The organism is Nocardia sp. 852002-20019_SCH5090214 (assembly GCF_001665865.1).
Taxonomy (GTDB): Bacteria; Actinomycetota; Actinomycetes; order Mycobacteriales; family Mycobacteriaceae; genus Nocardia; species Nocardia nova.
The window spans coordinates 1-15,363 of the sequence record NZ_LZMK01000061.1; the positions used below are offsets into that span (position 1 = coordinate 1).

Here is a 15,363-nt window from a genome sequence, read left to right on the forward strand (position 1 = left end):
TGGTGGACGGGGTGGACGAAAACGGATGTGCGCAAGACGCTTTCGAGTCTCGACCTCACCGAAGTCGACCTCGACGGGAGCCGGTCCGAAGCTGCGCAGCCAGCGGCGGGCCAGTTCGGCGCGCGCCGCGTCGAGTGCGATCGGCTCGGCGTCGGCGGGTAGCCACGCCTCGCGCGGCGCCCAGGTGTACTGGCTGCTGGTCCAGCCGCCGTTGGGACGGCCGCGCACGATCAGCCCGTCGCACCCGAGGATGAGCAGCACCCAGGTGGTGATGTTGGTGGGTTTCGAATACGGCTTGCCGGGTGCGGTGTCGACCTGGGTGCGCAGCCGGGGCACGGCGGCCGACAGTTGCGCGCCGGTCGCGCTGCCTCGGGCCAGCAGTTCCCGATGGGTCTCGTCGGCCACGTCGGCCAGCCAGGCATCGATATCGCCCTCGACGGCCTGGGCCAGATACTTCCCGTAGGCGCGGCGCTGCTTGATCGCGAGCGCGTCGGCCACCGCGGCCTGCATGACGGGAACCATGCCGACCGGCGCGACGAACATGGTCCGGCGCATCGCCAGCAGCCGCAGCAGCGACCGATCCTCGTAGAGGGCGTGCTCCACGTCCGCCGGAGCCAGGCCACGCGTGCGGGCGCAGACCGCGAGGAACACCGTCGCGGGATCGGTGGCGTGCAGGGCGACCATCGAATCGGCGATATCCGCGGGATCGGTACCGCGGGATTCGACAGCGAGCCGATGCCGCCGCGCCAGCCGCGCGCGTCGCTGAGCGACCGTAATCGAACGCATGGGCGAATCCTAGCCTGCTCGGGCCGCGTCGAGGACGACATCCGCACCCCGCAGTAGTGGGAAGGATGTGGGACACGCTGTCGTTGATCATGAGGCGAACGACAGTCACCGAGACCGCACCTGCACGCGGGCGGCTGCGCGCCCTCCGGACGCGAGACCACACAGGAGAACTCATGACGGAAAACCCGGCCCCGGTCTCGAACTGGGACGGTGCGGCACTGGATCTGCCGGCGTATTTCGCCCGCATCGGCTTCACCGGAACGCCGGCGCCGACCCTCGACACCCTGCGCGCGCTGCAGTACGCGCACACCACCACCATCCCGTTCGAGAACATCGAACCGGTGCTGAAACGTCCGGTGCTGCTGGATCTTCCGTCGTTGCAGGACAAGATCGTCCGATCCCGCCGCGGCGGCTACTGCTACGAGAACGTGGGCCTGTTCGCCGCCGCGCTGGAACGGATCGGCTTCGGCGTCACCGGTTTACACGGGCGCGTGAGTATGGGCGCGGGCGGTGAGATCCGCCCGGCGACGCACGCCCTGCTGCGCGTGACCACCGCCGACGACGAGCGGGTATGGCTGTGCGATGTGGGTTTCGGTTCCGGGCCGTTGGCCCCGCTCGAGCTGAATCCCGATGCGGGGGAGGTGCGCGCCGGCGACTGGCGATTCCGGCTGGAACGCACGCGCGGCGAACTCGATTCGCAACTGTGGGTGCTGCATCACTTCGCCCGCGACGGCTGGATCGACCGCTACAGCTTCACCGTGAATCCGCAGTACCGCATCGACTACGCGGTCGGCAACCACTTCGTCTCCACCTTCCCGCGCTCGCCGTTCGTGACCCGGCCGTACGTGCAGCGATTCCGGCCGGACCGGCACGACGTCATCGACAACACCACCTGGATCACCGAATATCCGGACGGCACCTCGCACAGCCGCGATCTGCCGCCGGCCGATCTGCCGAAGATCCTGGCGGCCGAATTCGATATCGACCTCGACGACGCGGACGCGGCGACACTGGCGGCGGGGGAGTGGCTGCGCCGCTGACCGGCGGCCCGCGCGGGGCGGGCGATTACCGCACCGCGGCGGCGCACGGCGGTAGTGTCGGCCGCGTGCGCACCGGATCGAAGTTGTTCGCCCTGCTCGCCGCCCCGATTCTCGCTGCCGCCGCCTGTTCCGGAGACAGTTCCGCCGACCGGCTCGACCGCAGCGTGCACACCTTCGCCGAGGCGTTGAGTCACGGTGATCCCGCCGCCGCGGCCGCCGTGACCAGCGATCCGGCGCAGGCCACGACCACCCTCGGCGCCCTCTTCGACAGCCTCGGCAAGAAGGTGCGCGTCGACGTGCGCTCGGTGGATCGGTCCGACCACCACGCGACGTTCGGCCTCGCCACCACCTGGACCTTCGGCACGGCCGGAAATCAGTGGACCTACACCACCACCGGCACCGCCGACGAATCCGGCGACCAGTGGAAGGTCCGGTGGAATCCGGCCACCGTGGCGCCCGGCCTCGAGACCGGGCCGCTGTCCTACGACACCGTGGCCCCGCAACCGGCCGCGCGCGTGCTCGACCGTGACGGCGCGGAATTGATGACCCAGCAGGTCGTCACCCTGGTGCAACTGGCGCCCGGCGCCGACCCGAATGCCGTTGCGGCCGTACTGGGACCGATCGATCCGAGTATCACCGCGGCGAGCCTGCGCCAGGACATGGACAAGGCGCAGGGCAAACCCGTCACCGCGATCGCGTTGCGGGCCGATGATCTCGCCCCGGTGCAGGATCGGCTCGCCGCGCTGCCGAACGTCACGCTGGCACCGCAGACCCGGCTGCTCACCGTCGACAAGACGCTGACCTCGCCGGCCCTGTCCGGCGTGAGCGACCTCTGGCAGCACAGTACCGACGCCGCGGCCGGCTGGGCCGTGCGCGCGCAGACCGCCGACGGCGTCCACACGGTGGGCGGACAGGACCCGAAACCCGTCGCCGACATCAGGACCACTCTCGACACCGGAATGCTGCGCCGCGCCGAGGCCGCGCTCGCGCCGATCCCGACTCCGGCCGCGATGGTGGTGCTGAGACCGTCCACGGGTGACGTTCTCGCCGTGGGGCAGAACGCGCCCGCCGACGCGCAGGGGCCGATCGCGCTGACCGGGCTGTACCCGCCGGGTTCGACCTTCAAGACGGTCACCGTGTCGGCCGCGTTGCAAGCCGGGCAGGTCACCGCCGACACGATGCTCGCCTGCCCCGGCACCGAGAACATCGAGGGCCGGCAGATCCCCAACGACAACAACTTCGACCTCGGCACCGTCGCCTTGCACACCGCTTTCGCGCGGTCCTGCAACACCACCATGGGACGGCTGGCGCTGAACCTGCCGCCCGATGGGCTGACCCGCGCGGCCGCCCAACTCGGCCTCGGTGTGGATTTCACCGCCCCCGGCATGACCACGGTGACCGGAAAGGTGCCCACCGCAGACACTTCCGCGCTGCGGGTCGAGGAGGGCATCGGCCAGGGCCGGGTGACGGCGTCGCCGTTCGGCATGGCGTTGGTCGCCGCGACCGTCGCTCACGGTTCGGTGCCGGCGCCCACCATCGTGGCGGGATCGCCCGGGACCGCGGACCGGACGCCGGAGCCGGTGCCCGCGCCGGTGCTCGATCAGGTGAAATCCATGATGCGCGAGACGATTACGAACGGCACGGCCACCAGCCTCGCCGACATTCCCGGCATGCTCGGCAAGACGGGCACGGCCGAATACATCGACGACACCCACGCGCACGGCTGGTTCGTCGGAATCGACGGCGATCTGGCACTGGCGGTGTTCGTCGCCGATGCCGGCAGCTCGACGCCGGCGGTCGAGGCGGCCGGACGTTTCCTGCGGAATCAGTAGTAGCACGCCCTGCGATCGAGTGAAGTTCGTCACATATACTCTCGCTGTATAGCGGATTGATCTCGACCGCATCGCATGGTGGTCACACATATTCGGCACAGATCTCGCTCCGGCGTCAAAGCGGCCCGTCACGCCCGCTACACTCGTCCGGGAACACGCGCGGGACCTGACCCCGCGCGCGGTAAGTCACGGATCGCGGAGAAACTCGGAGTAGTGCCATCGAAACCGGCCAAGTGATCGCAGGGCATTACCGCCTGGTCGAGCGGATTGGTAGCGGCGGCACAGGCGTCGTCTGGCGTGCCGTCGACGAACGACTCGAACGGTCGGTCGCGATCAAGCAGATCCTCACCCAGCCCAGTCTGCCGCCGGGTGAGAAAGAGATCGTGCGTCAGCGCGCGTCTCGGGAGGCCCGCAACGCGGCCCGCTTCCAGCACCCCAACGCGATCGTGGTCTTCGATATCACCGACCACGAGGGCGATCCCTGCCTGATCATGGAATATCTGCCGTCGCAGAGCCTGGCCGTGGTGCTGTCCTCGCAGGGGACGCTGCCGCTGCTGCAGGTGGCGCGCATCGGCGAGCAGATCGCCTCGGCGCTGGTGGCCGCCCATCGCGCCGGCATCGTGCACCGAGACATCAAGCCCGGCAACGTGTTGCTCGGCGACAACGGCACCGTGAAGATCACCGACTTCGGTATCTCGAAGGCCAAGGGTGACGTCAACCTCACTGCCACCGGCCTGATCTCCGGCACCGCCGCCTACCTGGCTCCCGAGGTCGCCCGCGGGGCGGAACCCAGCCCGGCCGCCGACGTATTCGCCCTGGGCGCAACGCTTTTCCATGCCCTCGAGGGAGAACCGCCCTACGGCACCAATCCGAATCCGCTGGCGCTGCTGTACGCCGCGGCCAACGGTCAGCTGAGCCAGCCGCGCAACGCCGGCCCGCTCACCGATCTGCTGCTGGATCTGCTGAGCTTCGAGCCGGAGGACCGGCCGAGCATGACCGACGTGCGCGATCAGCTGGCCGATTTCGCGGATCAGGCCGCCGATGCCGAATCGACCCGGATGCTGGCCACCCACCGCGGCGGTGGTCGCCGGCAGGCCACCCGCACACTGGATCGCCGTGCGGCACAGGCGGATATCTCCACCGCGGAGATGATGGCCACCGCGGCGGTGCTCTCCGAGCCGGAGATGCAGCCGGTGCGGCCCGCCGCGGCCGCCGCGCATCCCACCCGCTCCCATCCGGTGTCCCCGGCTGCCGAGCCCGCACCGACCCGCAATGCGAAGCCGTGGGTGTTCGCCGGTGGTTTCGCCGCCGGTCTGGTGATCGTCGCCGCGGCGCTGTATCTGATGTTCGGCGGCGCCAAGACGGAATCGCCGGGCTCGCAGGCGCATTCGCCGGCGGCGACCGCCACCGCGCAGGCGGGTACCTCGACGCAGAGCGTCGCGGCCGTGGGACAGACCAAGAGCGCCGGGAAGACGGATGTCGGCTCGGCGGCCGGTGTCATCCAGAATTTCTACGACGCCCTCGTCGACCAGAACACCGGCACCGCGTGGAATCTGCTCACTCCCGCGGCGCAGCAGGTGTACGGCAGTCAGCAGGCGTTCGCGACCTACTGGAAGCAGAACCAGATCACGGCGTACAACACCATCGAGGGCGCACGCGGCGGCGGCAGCGCCAATTCCGACGGCTCGGTGGATATGTCGGTCGCCAGCATCACCTACGGCGGTCAGTCCAAGTCGATCGAACTCCGCGTCGTGGTGGGCAGCAGCGGGAAGCTGCTGATCGACAGCGACACCCACTGATTCCGCCGCGCGCGGTGCCTCCGCCCACGGGCGGAGGCGTCGATCCGTCCGCGGTAGCTGTCACCTCCGGTGTGCCCCCGGTAGGGTCGAGGCGTGAGCACTCGGCAGCTGCTGAACGACGAACGGGCCGAACTGATTACGCTTCTGCGTGATCTGAGCGACGACGAATGGGAGGCGCCCTCCCTGTGCGCGGGGTGGCGGGTGCGTGATGTGGTGGGGCACCTGCTCTACGACGAGATCTCCCTGCTGGGCTACGCCCGCTTCGCCCTCGGCTACCGCCTGAACACCGACCGGGTCAACAACGGTCTCGTCGACCGGGTGCGCGACCTCACCCCGGCGCAGCTCATCGAGCGATTCGAGAACTCCGGACAGCGCATCACCGGCAAGTGGCCGAGCCTGGGCCTGGCCGACATCCTGGTGCATCAGCAGGACATCCGCCGTCCGCTCGGCCGGCCCCGCACGATTCCCGCCGACCGCCTGGTCGCGGTGCTGCGCCATCCCGACCCGTTCGCCGGCCCGCGCAAATACACCCGCGGCCTGCGCTTCGTCGCCACCGACGTGGAGTGGTCCGCCGGCACCGGCCCGGAAGTCCGTGGGCCGGGCGAGGCGCTGGCGCTGGCCGTAGTGGGCCGCCCCGTCGCCCTGGAAGACCTCTCCGGTGAGGGAGTGGCCACGCTGCGCCGCCGTCACGGCGTGTGATCCGCCGCAGCGACCGCCGACCGCGAATGCCGCTGTCGCGCAGCGGTTTCGGTCTCGGCCGGCCAGTCGGCGAGTAGGCGCGGAGCGGTCGCGCTCGGCGAGTCGGGCTCGACCGTGTAAGTGATCGACGCCTGATCGAAGTCGTCGGGCAGTCGGCGAAGACCGGGCCGTACGTGTTGTGCGGCCGGCCCGCATGGTGGTTGTGGAGCGCCGACATGGGCCCGACGCCCTCGAGGCCCGTTTCGCCACGCCGCCCTTCCGCCATATCGCCGAGGTCCCGGACGTGATCCTGGCCGGGCCGGTGCCGCCGTATCGCCTGGTGCCGAAACGAGTCGCGGCGGCCGCGGCCGGAGGTGGGGGCGTGCCGCCGCGTCCGGCTCGGGCGGCGGATATCCACTGGCGCCGACCCGATAGGCTGGTAGGCGGTCCGGAGCTTTCGCTTCGATGTGATGACCAGCACAGACCGGCCGGACAGACAAGGATTTCACACCGCTATGACTAGCCGCATCGAGCTCGCCCGCGTGGATCTGCGCGGACGTACGCCCTCCGCTGCCGAACTGCGCGCGGCCCTGCCGCGCGGGGGAGTGGACGTGGACTCGGTGCTGCATCATGTGCGGCCGGTGGTGGAGGCGATCCGTGATCGCGGGGTCGAGGCGGCGCAGGAATTCAGCGCGAAATTCGACGGCATCGCCCCGGCGAGCGTGCGCGTCCCGGCCGCCGAACTCGACACAGCCCTCGCCGAGCTGGATCCGGCCGTGCGCGCGGCGCTCGAGGTGGCCATCGAACGCACCCGCAAGGTGCATGCCGATCAGCGCCGCACCGACACCACCACCGAGGTGGTGCCCGGCGGTACCGTCACCGAACGCTGGGTGCCGGTCGAGCGCGTCGGTCTCTACGTGCCCGGCGGCAATGCCGTCTACCCGTCCAGTGTCGTCATGAACGTCGTCCCCGCGCAGGCCGCGGGCGTGGACTCGCTGGTGGTGGCCTCGCCGCCGCAGGCGCAGTTCGGTGGACTGCCGCATCCGACGATTCTCGCCGCCGCGAAACTGCTCGGCGTCGAGGAGGTGTGGGCCGTCGGCGGCGCCCAGGCGGTCGCGTTGCTGTCCTACGGCGGCACCGACACCGACGGCGCGCAGCTCGCGCCCGTCGACATGATCACCGGCCCGGGCAACATCTATGTCACCGCCGCCAAGCGGCTGTGCCGCGGCCTCGTCGGCATCGACGCCGAAGCCGGCCCCACCGAGATCGCGATCCTCGCCGACGCCACCGCCGACCCGGCGCACGTGGCCGCCGATCTGATCTCCCAGGCCGAACACGATGTGCTCGCCGCCAGCATGCTCGTCACCGACAGCGCGGCGCTGGCCGATGCGGTCGACGCCGCGATCACGACCCAGCTCGAGGTGGTCAAGCACCGGCAGCGGGTGTCGGAGGCGCTGTCCGGCAAGCAGTCCGGCGTCGTGCTCGTCGACGATGTCGAGCAGGGGTTGCGGGTGGTCAACGCCTACGCCGCCGAACACCTCGAGATCCAGACCGCCGACGCGGCCGCCGTCGCCGGACGGGTCCGCAGCGCGGGTGCGGTGTTCGTCGGCGCGTGGTCGCCGGTGAGCCTCGGCGACTACTGCGCCGGATCGAATCACGTGCTGCCCACCGCCGGGTGCGCCCGCCACTCCTCGGGGCTGAGCGTGCAGACCTTCCTGCGCGGTATCCATGTCGTCGAATACAGCGAAGCCGCGCTGAAAGACGTTGCCGGACACGTGGTCTCCCTGGCCAACGCCGAGGATCTGCCCGCCCACGGGCAAGCCGTGCAGGTGCGTTTCGAGGCCCTGTCATGACCGCCACCGCCGATATCCCGGGCGCCGCGGCGACCCTCGACGATCTGCCGCTGCGCGAGAACCTGCGCGGCAAGAGCCCGTACGGCGCACCGCAACTGGCGGTGCCGGTTCAGCTGAACACCAACGAGAATCCGCATCCGCCGAGCCGCGCGCTGATCGACGACGTGGCCGAATCCATTCGCGCCGCCGCCGCCGACCTGCACCGCTACCCCGATCGCGACGCGGTCGCGCTGCGCACCGACCTGGCCGCGTACCTGACCCGTCAGACCGGCGTCGCCGTGCAGACGGCGAACGTGTGGGCGGCCAACGGATCCAACGAGATTCTGCAGCAGCTGCTGCAGGCCTTCGGTGGTCCCGGCCGCAGCGCACTCGGCTTCGTGCCCTCGTATTCGATGCACCCGATCATCTCCGAGGGCATCGACACCGAGTGGATCGAGGCCGAGCGCAACAGCGACTTCTCCCTCGACATCGACTACGCCGCCGCGGTGATCGCCGACCGCCGCCCCGATGTGGTGTTCGTGACGAGTCCGAACAACCCGACCGGACATTCGATCGCCCTCGCCGATCTGGAGCGTCTGCTCGAGGCGGCGCCGGGCATCGTGGTGGTCGACGAGGCGTACGGCGAGTTCTCCGCCGCGCCCAGCGCGCTCGCGCTCATCGACCGATATCCGGCGAAGCTGGTGGTCAGCCGCACCATGAGCAAGGCCTTCGCCTTCGCCGGTGGGCGGCTCGGCTATCTGGTCGCCGCGCCCGCGGTGATCGAGGCGATGCTGCTCGTGCGACTGCCGTACCACCTGTCGGTGGTCACCCAGGCCGCCGCCCGCGCCGCGCTGCGCCACGCCGACGAAACCCTGGCCAGTGTCGCCGAACTCGCCGCGCAGCGGGAACGGGTGGCGACGGCGTTGCGCGAGATGGGGTTCGAGGTGGTGACCTCGGATGCGAACTTCCTGCTGTTCGGCTACTTCGCCGACGCATCCCGCACCTGGCAGCGCTATCTGAACGAGGGCGTGCTGATCCGCGACGTCGGCATTCCCGGCTATCTGCGCACCACCATCGGATTGGCCGCCGAGAACGACGAATTCCTGCGCGTGAGCGAGATGCTGGTGGCCACCGAGGTGATCTCCCGATGAGTACGGAAGCGAGTATGAATCGAACCGCCCGGGTGGAACGCACCACCCGCGAATCCAGCATCGTGGTCGAGCTGAATCTCGACGGCACGGGCCGGACCGACATCTCCACCGGCGTCCCGTTCTACGACCACATGCTCACCGCCTTCGGCCAGCACGGCAGCTTCGATCTGACCGTGCAGGCCAAGGGTGATATCGAGATCGAGGCCCATCACACGGTCGAGGACACCGCCATCGTCATCGGGCAGGCGCTCGGTGAGGCGCTGGGCGACAAGAAGGGCATCCGCCGCTTCGGCGACTGCTACATCCCGATGGACGAAACCCTCGCCCACGCCGTCGTCGACGTGTCCGGCCGCCCGTACTGCGTCCACGACGGCGAGCCGGAACGGCTGCTGCACACCGTGATTCCCAGCGCCGGTCCCGGTGCCTCGTATTCCACGGTGCTGAACCGGCACGTCTTCGAATCGATCGCCCTCAACGCCCGTATCGCGCTGCACGTGCGCGTGCTGTACGGCCGCGACCAGCACCACATCACCGAGGCCGAATTCAAGGCAGTCGCACGGGCTTTGCGCGCCGCCGTCGAACCGGATCCCCGGGTCACCGGTGTGCCGTCCACGAAGGGAACGCTGTGAAATCGGTTGTGCTGCTGGACTACGGCTCCGGCAATCTGCATTCCGCGGCGCGCGCGCTGGCCCGCACCGGCGCGGAGGTCACCGTCACCGCCGATCCCCAGGCCGCGCTCGATGCCGACGGCCTGGTCGTACCCGGTGTCGGCGCCTTCGCCGCGTGCATGGCCGGACTGACCCAGGTGCGCGGGGAGCGGATCATCGGCACCCGGCTCGCCGGCGGCCGTCCGGTGCTCGGCATCTGTGTGGGCATGCAGATCATGTTCGAGCGCGGCGTCGAATTCGGGGTCGAGTCCGAGGGCTGCGGGCAGTGGCCGGGCACGGTGGAACGGCTTCCGGCGCAGATACTTCCGCATATGGGTTGGAACACCGTGCAGGCGCCCGCCGACAGCGTCCTGTTCGCCGGGATGGATCCCGAGACGCGCTTCTACTTCGTGCACTCCTACGCGGCGCAGAAGTGGGAATGGGACGACAACGGCACCATCGCCCCGGCGAAGCTGATCTGGGCCGAACACGGCGGGCCGTTCCTCGCCGCGGTGGAGAACGGGCCGTTGTGCGCCACCCAGTTCCACCCGGAGAAGTCTGGCGACGCGGGTGCGCAGCTGCTGCGCAACTGGGTCGGCTCGCTGTAGGGGCTGTAGAGCTACGTCTGCGGCGGCAGGGTGTCGACCCGCCCGGCGAGCCAGCGGCCGTCGACGTTGTCCAGGAACACCCGCAGCTGGGACCGTTCGGGGCGGGGCAGGCCCAGCGTGGCATCGCTACGTTCGGATCGATCCACGGTCACCACGACCTGCGAATGTTCGGGGTCGGCCACATCGGTGCGGCATTCCACCGAGTTGGCCTCGGAGCGGACGTGCACCGAGGTCACGTGCGCCTGCCGATCGGGCGCCGACGCGGCGAACTGGTCGTGGAACGCGCCGGTGGACAACTCCAGCACACGGCGGTCGTAATCGTCGTAGCCCGCCCAGTCGTAGGTGGTGAACTGTCGCCCGAAGTCGCAGGCCGCCAACTGAATCGGGTCGGTGGGCGCGGCCACTGCCGTCGGGGGCACGAGCATCGCGGCGCCTGCGGCCCCGCACGACAACGCGAACATGATGGGCCGCAACGTGATCCGCGACATGGGTGAAGATCCTCTTCGTCGACAACGATGGCAGTACGTGCCCCCGACCCAGGGTACGTACGCGGAGACCGTCGGTCCGGACCTCCTGCGCACAGTGACACACGCAGTCTTCGGATTGCCCGGCGTTGTCCAGTTCAAACGTGTGATGCGCCTCCTCGCAGGCAGTGACCGGCGTCCCATTTGCGCCATCCCGGCACCGCGACGCCAACCGGTAGCCAGTAGGCTGCACACGTGAGTCTTGTGCTGCTACCCGCCGTCGATGTCGCCAATGGTGAGGCCGTGCGCCTGGTTCAGGGGGAGGCCGGCAGCGAAACCAGCTACGGCGCGCCCCGCGATGCCGCGCTGGCCTGGCAGGAGGCGGGCGCCGAATGGGTGCATCTGGTGGATCTGGACGCGGCCTTCGGGCGCGGCTCCAACCGCGAACTGCTCGCCGAGGTCGTCGGTGAGCTGGATGTGAAGGTCGAGCTGTCCGGCGGCATCCGCGACGACGACTCGCTGAAGGCCGCGATGGCCACCGGCTGCGCCCGGGTCAACCTGGGTACCGCGGCACTCGAGGATCCGCAGTGGTGCGCCCGCGCCATCGCCGAATACGGCGATCGGGTCGCGGTCGGGCTGGACGTGCGGATCATCGACGGCGACTACCGGTTGCGGGGCCGTGGCTGGGTCAGCGACGGCGGTGACCTGTGGGAGGTGCTCGAGCGCCTGGAGCGCGACGGCTGCGCCCGCTACGTGGTCACCGACGTGAGCAAGGACGGCACGCTGCAGGGGCCCAACCTCGACATTCTGCGGCAGGTGTGCGCGGCCACCGAGGCGCCGGTGATCGCCTCCGGCGGTGTCTCCACTCTCGACGATCTGCGTGCCATCTCCGGGCTGGTGTCCGACGGGGTGGAAGGCGCGATCGTCGGAAAAGCTTTGTACGCCGGGCGTTTCACGCTGCCCGAGGCGCTGGACGCGGTTCGCTGACGTGACCTCCGCCGTCTCCGACCCGGCCGCGCTGCTCGCGACGGCGAGCGAGATATTGGACGGTGCGGCACCGCGTTTCGTCGAAGGGTTGGGGGCGCCGAGCGTGGTCCAGAAGGGCCGCGGCGACTTCGCCACCGCACTGGATCTGGAACTCGAGCGCACCCTGTCGCAGCAGCTGGCCGACCGCACCGGAATCCCGGTGCACGGCGAGGAATTCGGCGGGCCGGAACTGAGCTCGGGCACCGCCTGGGTGCTCGATCCCATCGACGGCACCTTCAACTACTCTGCGGGCCATCCGCTGTCGGCGATGCTGTTGGCGCTGGTGGCCGACGGACAGCCCGTTCTCGGTCTGACCTGGCTGCCGCTGCTGGACCGCCGGTACGCCGCGGCGGCCGGCGGGCCGCTGCTGCTCAACGGAAAACCGTTGCCGCCCTTGGAACCCGGCCGTCTCGCGGAGGCGATGATCGGCTTCGGCGCGTTCAACATCGACGCCCACGGCCGGATCCCGGGCCGGTTCCGCTTCGACCTGCTGGGCGCGCTGAGCCGGCTGTCGAGCCGGGTGCGCATGCACGGATCCACCGGCATCGACCTGGCCTACACCGCGTCCGGGGTGCTCGGCGGCGCGGTCGTCTTCGGGCACCATCCGTGGGACAACGCCGCCGGAGTGGCGCTGGTACGCGCCGCGGGCGGTGTGGTGACCGATCTGCGCGGCGACGAATGGTCGATCACCTCGCGGTCGGTGCTGGCCGCCGCGCCCGGGGTGCACGAAGAGTTACTGGACATGATCGACAGCGCCGTCGACCGCGCCTCCGAGCGCAACGAGAATTCGGAAGGGACGCAATGACACTGGCGGTACGCGTGATTCCGTGCCTGGACGTCGACGCCGGCCGGGTGGTCAAGGGCGTGAACTTCGAGAATCTGCGCGATGCGGGCGACCCGGTGGAACTGGCCGCCGCCTACGACGCCCAGGGCGCCGACGAGCTGACCTTCCTCGACGTCACGGCCTCGAGCGGTGATCGCGGCACCATGATCGACGTGGTGACCCGCACCGCCGAGCAGATCTTCATCCCGCTCACCGTGGGCGGTGGCGTGCGCACCGTCGAGGATGTGGACCGGCTGCTGCGCGCGGGCGCGGACAAGGTGTCGGTGAACACCGCGGCGATCGCGAACCCGGAGATCCTGCGCGAGATGTCGCAGCGCTTCGGTTCGCAGTGCATCGTGCTGTCGGTCGACGCGCGCCGCGTGCCCGACACCGGCTCGCCCACCCCGTCCGGCTGGGAGGTGACCACTCACGGCGGTAAACGCGGCACCGGCATCGATGCGGTCGAGTGGGCGGTGCGCGGCGCCGAACTCGGTGTCGGCGAGATCCTGCTCAACTCGATGGACGCCGACGGCACCAAGGGCGGTTTCGACCTGCCGATGATCAGCGCGGTGCGCGCCGCGGTCTCGGTGCCGATCATCGCCAGCGGCGGCGCCGGCGAGGTCGACCATTTCGCGCCCGCGGTGCGGACGGGCGCCGACGCGGTACTGGCCGCGAGCGTCTTCCACTTCGGCGATCTGACGATTCCTCAGGTCAAATCCGCGATGCGGGCCGAGGGCATCACCGTCCGCTGAGGCCGGACGGCATCCTCCGCCCAGCACGCTCAGTTCCGACAGGACAGGTATAACGATGGCTATGAGTTTGGATCCCGCCGTCGCCGCCCGGCTCAAGCGCAACGAGGCGGGGCTGGTCGCGGCGATCGCGCAGGAACGCGGCACCGGCGATGTGCTGATGATGGCGTGGATGGACGACGAGGCCCTGGCCCGCACCCTCGCTACCCGCAAGGCCACCTACTATTCGCGCTCGCGGCAGCAGTACTGGGTCAAGGGCGAGACCTCGGGACATACGCAATACGTGCACGAGGTGCGGCTGGACTGTGACGGCGATGCCGTGCTGCTGATCGTCGACCAGCAGGGCGCGGCTTGCCACACCGGCACCCACACCTGCTGGGACGGGGATCTGCTGCTCGCCGACGCGAGCTGAACCGGTCAGCGGGCGGCGCCGGCCGTCGCCTCGGTGGCCGGCGGGTCGGGGAGTCCGTCGGCGCGCCCGATGCCCCGGGACAGGCCCGCGTCGAGCTGCGCTACCAGCGCCTCACCGAGAGTGAGCAGCTGTTCGACCTGCTCGTCGTCGATGCCGTCGAACACCAGCCCCCGCACGCCTTCCAGGTAGGCCGGGGTGGCCTTCTGTACCTGTTCGAAACCCTCGTCGGTGAGCACCGCATAGGCGCCGCGGCGGCCGCGCACCACGTCGCGGCGCGCCCAGCCCAGCCGTTCCAGCTTCGTCACCACATGCGACAGCCGTGATAGCGAAGCATTTGCCCTATTGGCCAGTTCGCTGAGTTGCAGGCGATGTCCGGGCTCCTCGGACAGCAGTGCCATGAGGAAATACTCGAAATGCGTCATACCGGCTTCGCGTTGCAGCTGGGTGTCCATTGCCGCCGGTAATCGCGTCGTCAGCGCGACCAGAGTCCGCCACGCTCGCCGTTCGGTGGGATTGAGCCATTCCGTCACTTCGCGCCCTCTCTTGCAGCCCAGTGACGCAAATCTCGGTTCACCGTCACTCGCGACCAACAAGTTTGCCACGACTTCGCTCGCTGGTCAGCCCGGTTGCCGATGACGTGACAGCGATCACGCCGGGGCGCGATCACGACGCTGTCGGTTCACTCCCTGATATCGCCTGGTGGACGCGTGTCGTTAGCAGTGTCCGGCGCGGTGACCACGCCGGCTTCGGCGCGGCGGGCCGAGCGTGCTCGCCATTGTTTGCGTAGCAGTAGCACGAGCAGTACCACGAAGATCGCGGCCGCCACGACGGCGCCGACCAGTGAGGCGCCGCGGAAGCCGGGCGCGTCGACGTCGAGCACGCGTTCCCCGGCGTGCGCGGCGCTGTTACCGCCCAGCACGATGGTCAGCGTCATCAGATTGGGCAGGGCCACGATCAATGCCAGCACCGCCGCGGCGCCGGCAGCGAATTTGCCGGCTCGGGTGCGCCATACCCGCACCGCGCCCAGCAGGAGCAGCAGGGGGATCAGCGTGCACAGGAACCCGATCGCCAGGCCAGACCAGATGCCCTGGGCGAAGCTGCCGTGCCCGGACATGCCGGCGATCCGCTGCGCCCACCAGCGCGGAATGAAGGCCGACAGCACGAAATAGGCGACGACCAGCACGATGATGACCGCGAGCAGGCCGAGGGCTCGATTCCGCCACACGGTGGCTCGGGGTTTGGTCCCGGAGTTCGTGAGGGAGCTCGTCGATGTCATGAATCCAGCGTATGCGCGAGGCGCGCGCCGACGCCGGGAGAATCGTGTCGTATCAGGCCGTCAGTGTGCTCTCACCAGGGCAAAGGCGGCCGTGCACCCGGAGGCGGCCCAGGGTGTGTCCAGTAGTCGATTCAGGCCCGGTGCTCGCGCAGGGCGGCCAGCGCGGCGTCGGCGTGGACGTTCGCGCGCAGTTCGCCCGAGATCACCGCGAGTACTGTGCGGTCGGTGTCGATCACGAAG

At 69.6% G+C, this 15,363-nt stretch carries 16 protein-coding genes; 12 read left to right on the forward strand and 4 right to left on the reverse strand.

Features of this window, described 5'->3' with window-relative positions:
- A partial coding sequence (locus A5780_RS06720) for a DNA glycosylase AlkZ-like family protein (protein WP_197521678.1) occupies nt 1–786 on the reverse strand: 786 nt, incomplete at its 3' end.
- A 173-nt stretch (nt 787–959) separates the two neighbouring features.
- On the opposite strand from A5780_RS06720, the gene A5780_RS06725 reads away from it, so the two are divergent.
- The 8 genes from A5780_RS06725 to hisH all read left to right on the forward strand — a co-directional run bounded on the left by A5780_RS06725 (nt 960) and on the right by hisH (nt 10,373).
- Nucleotides 960–1,826, forward strand: a complete 867-nt coding sequence (locus A5780_RS06725; RefSeq protein ID WP_064908027.1) for an arylamine N-acetyltransferase — start codon at nt 960–962, stop codon at nt 1,824–1,826.
- A gap of 65 nt (nt 1,827–1,891) precedes the next feature.
- Nucleotides 1,892–3,658, forward strand: coding sequence for a penicillin-binding transpeptidase domain-containing protein (locus tag A5780_RS06730; protein WP_064908031.1), 1,767 nt, complete (start codon nt 1,892–1,894; stop codon nt 3,656–3,658).
- A 233-nt stretch (nt 3,659–3,891) separates the two neighbouring features.
- A complete protein-coding gene (locus A5780_RS06735) occupies nt 3,892–5,457 on the forward strand; it encodes a serine/threonine-protein kinase (RefSeq protein WP_064908028.1) in 1,566 nt (521 codons plus the stop codon).
- Between the two features lie 93 nt (nt 5,458–5,550).
- Nucleotides 5,551–6,156, forward strand: a complete 606-nt coding sequence (locus A5780_RS06740; protein WP_063012987.1) for a maleylpyruvate isomerase family mycothiol-dependent enzyme — start codon at nt 5,551–5,553, stop codon at nt 6,154–6,156.
- Nucleotides 6,157–6,650: 494 nt separating this feature from the next.
- A complete protein-coding gene (gene hisD / locus A5780_RS06745) occupies nt 6,651–7,988 on the forward strand; it encodes a histidinol dehydrogenase (RefSeq protein WP_064908029.1) in 1,338 nt (445 codons plus the stop codon).
- Nucleotides 7,985–9,118, forward strand: a complete 1,134-nt coding sequence (locus A5780_RS06750; RefSeq protein ID WP_063012988.1) for a histidinol-phosphate transaminase — start codon at nt 7,985–7,987, stop codon at nt 9,116–9,118. The genes hisD and A5780_RS06750 overlap by 4 nt, the downstream gene beginning before the upstream one ends.
- Nucleotides 9,115–9,747: an imidazoleglycerol-phosphate dehydratase HisB gene (hisB, locus tag A5780_RS06755; protein WP_030514645.1), complete on the forward strand. Its 633-nt coding sequence runs from the start codon at nt 9,115–9,117 to the stop codon at nt 9,745–9,747. Before A5780_RS06750 ends, hisB begins: the two co-directional genes overlap by 4 nt.
- Entirely contained in the window at nt 9,744–10,373 is a 630-nt protein-coding gene (hisH, locus tag A5780_RS06760; protein ID WP_063012990.1) for an imidazole glycerol phosphate synthase subunit HisH, read from the forward strand. The genes hisB and hisH overlap by 4 nt, the downstream gene beginning before the upstream one ends.
- Before the next feature lie 11 nt (nt 10,374–10,384).
- On the opposite strand, the gene A5780_RS06765 is transcribed toward hisH, so the two are convergent.
- Entirely contained in the window at nt 10,385–10,861 is a 477-nt protein-coding gene (locus tag A5780_RS06765; protein ID WP_030514643.1) for a hypothetical protein, read from the reverse strand.
- 231 nt (nt 10,862–11,092) lie between these two features.
- Between A5780_RS06765 and priA the strand changes: the two genes are divergently transcribed.
- From priA to hisI, 4 genes are all read left to right on the forward strand, one after another.
- On the forward strand, nt 11,093–11,824 hold the full coding sequence (gene priA, locus A5780_RS06770; RefSeq protein ID WP_030514642.1) for a bifunctional 1-(5-phosphoribosyl)-5-((5-phosphoribosylamino)methylideneamino)imidazole-4-carboxamide isomerase/phosphoribosylanthranilate isomerase PriA: 732 nt from the start codon (nt 11,093–11,095) through the stop codon (nt 11,822–11,824).
- A gap of 1 nt (nt 11,825) precedes the next feature.
- A complete protein-coding gene (locus tag A5780_RS06775; protein ID WP_064908030.1) occupies nt 11,826–12,668 on the forward strand; it encodes an inositol monophosphatase in 843 nt (280 codons plus the stop codon).
- A complete protein-coding gene (gene hisF, locus A5780_RS06780; protein ID WP_030514640.1) occupies nt 12,665–13,438 on the forward strand; it encodes an imidazole glycerol phosphate synthase subunit HisF in 774 nt (257 codons plus the stop codon). The genes A5780_RS06775 and hisF overlap by 4 nt, the downstream gene beginning before the upstream one ends.
- 61 nt (nt 13,439–13,499) lie before the next feature.
- Nucleotides 13,500–13,847 carry a phosphoribosyl-AMP cyclohydrolase gene (hisI, locus tag A5780_RS06785; protein WP_030514639.1) on the forward strand — a complete coding sequence of 116 codons (348 nt, stop codon included), beginning with the start codon at nt 13,500–13,502 and terminating at the stop codon, nt 13,845–13,847.
- Between the two features lie 5 nt (nt 13,848–13,852).
- On the opposite strand, the gene A5780_RS06790 is transcribed toward hisI, so the two are convergent.
- Both A5780_RS06790 and A5780_RS06795 read right to left on the reverse strand, forming a co-directional pair.
- Nucleotides 13,853–14,377: a MarR family winged helix-turn-helix transcriptional regulator gene (locus A5780_RS06790; RefSeq protein ID WP_227463178.1), complete on the reverse strand. Its 525-nt coding sequence runs from the start codon at nt 14,375–14,377 to the stop codon at nt 13,853–13,855.
- 149 nt (nt 14,378–14,526) lie between these two features.
- Entirely contained in the window at nt 14,527–15,123 is a 597-nt protein-coding gene (locus A5780_RS06795; protein ID WP_063012996.1) for a hypothetical protein, read from the reverse strand.
- Nucleotides 15,124–15,363: the final 240 nt, after the last annotated feature.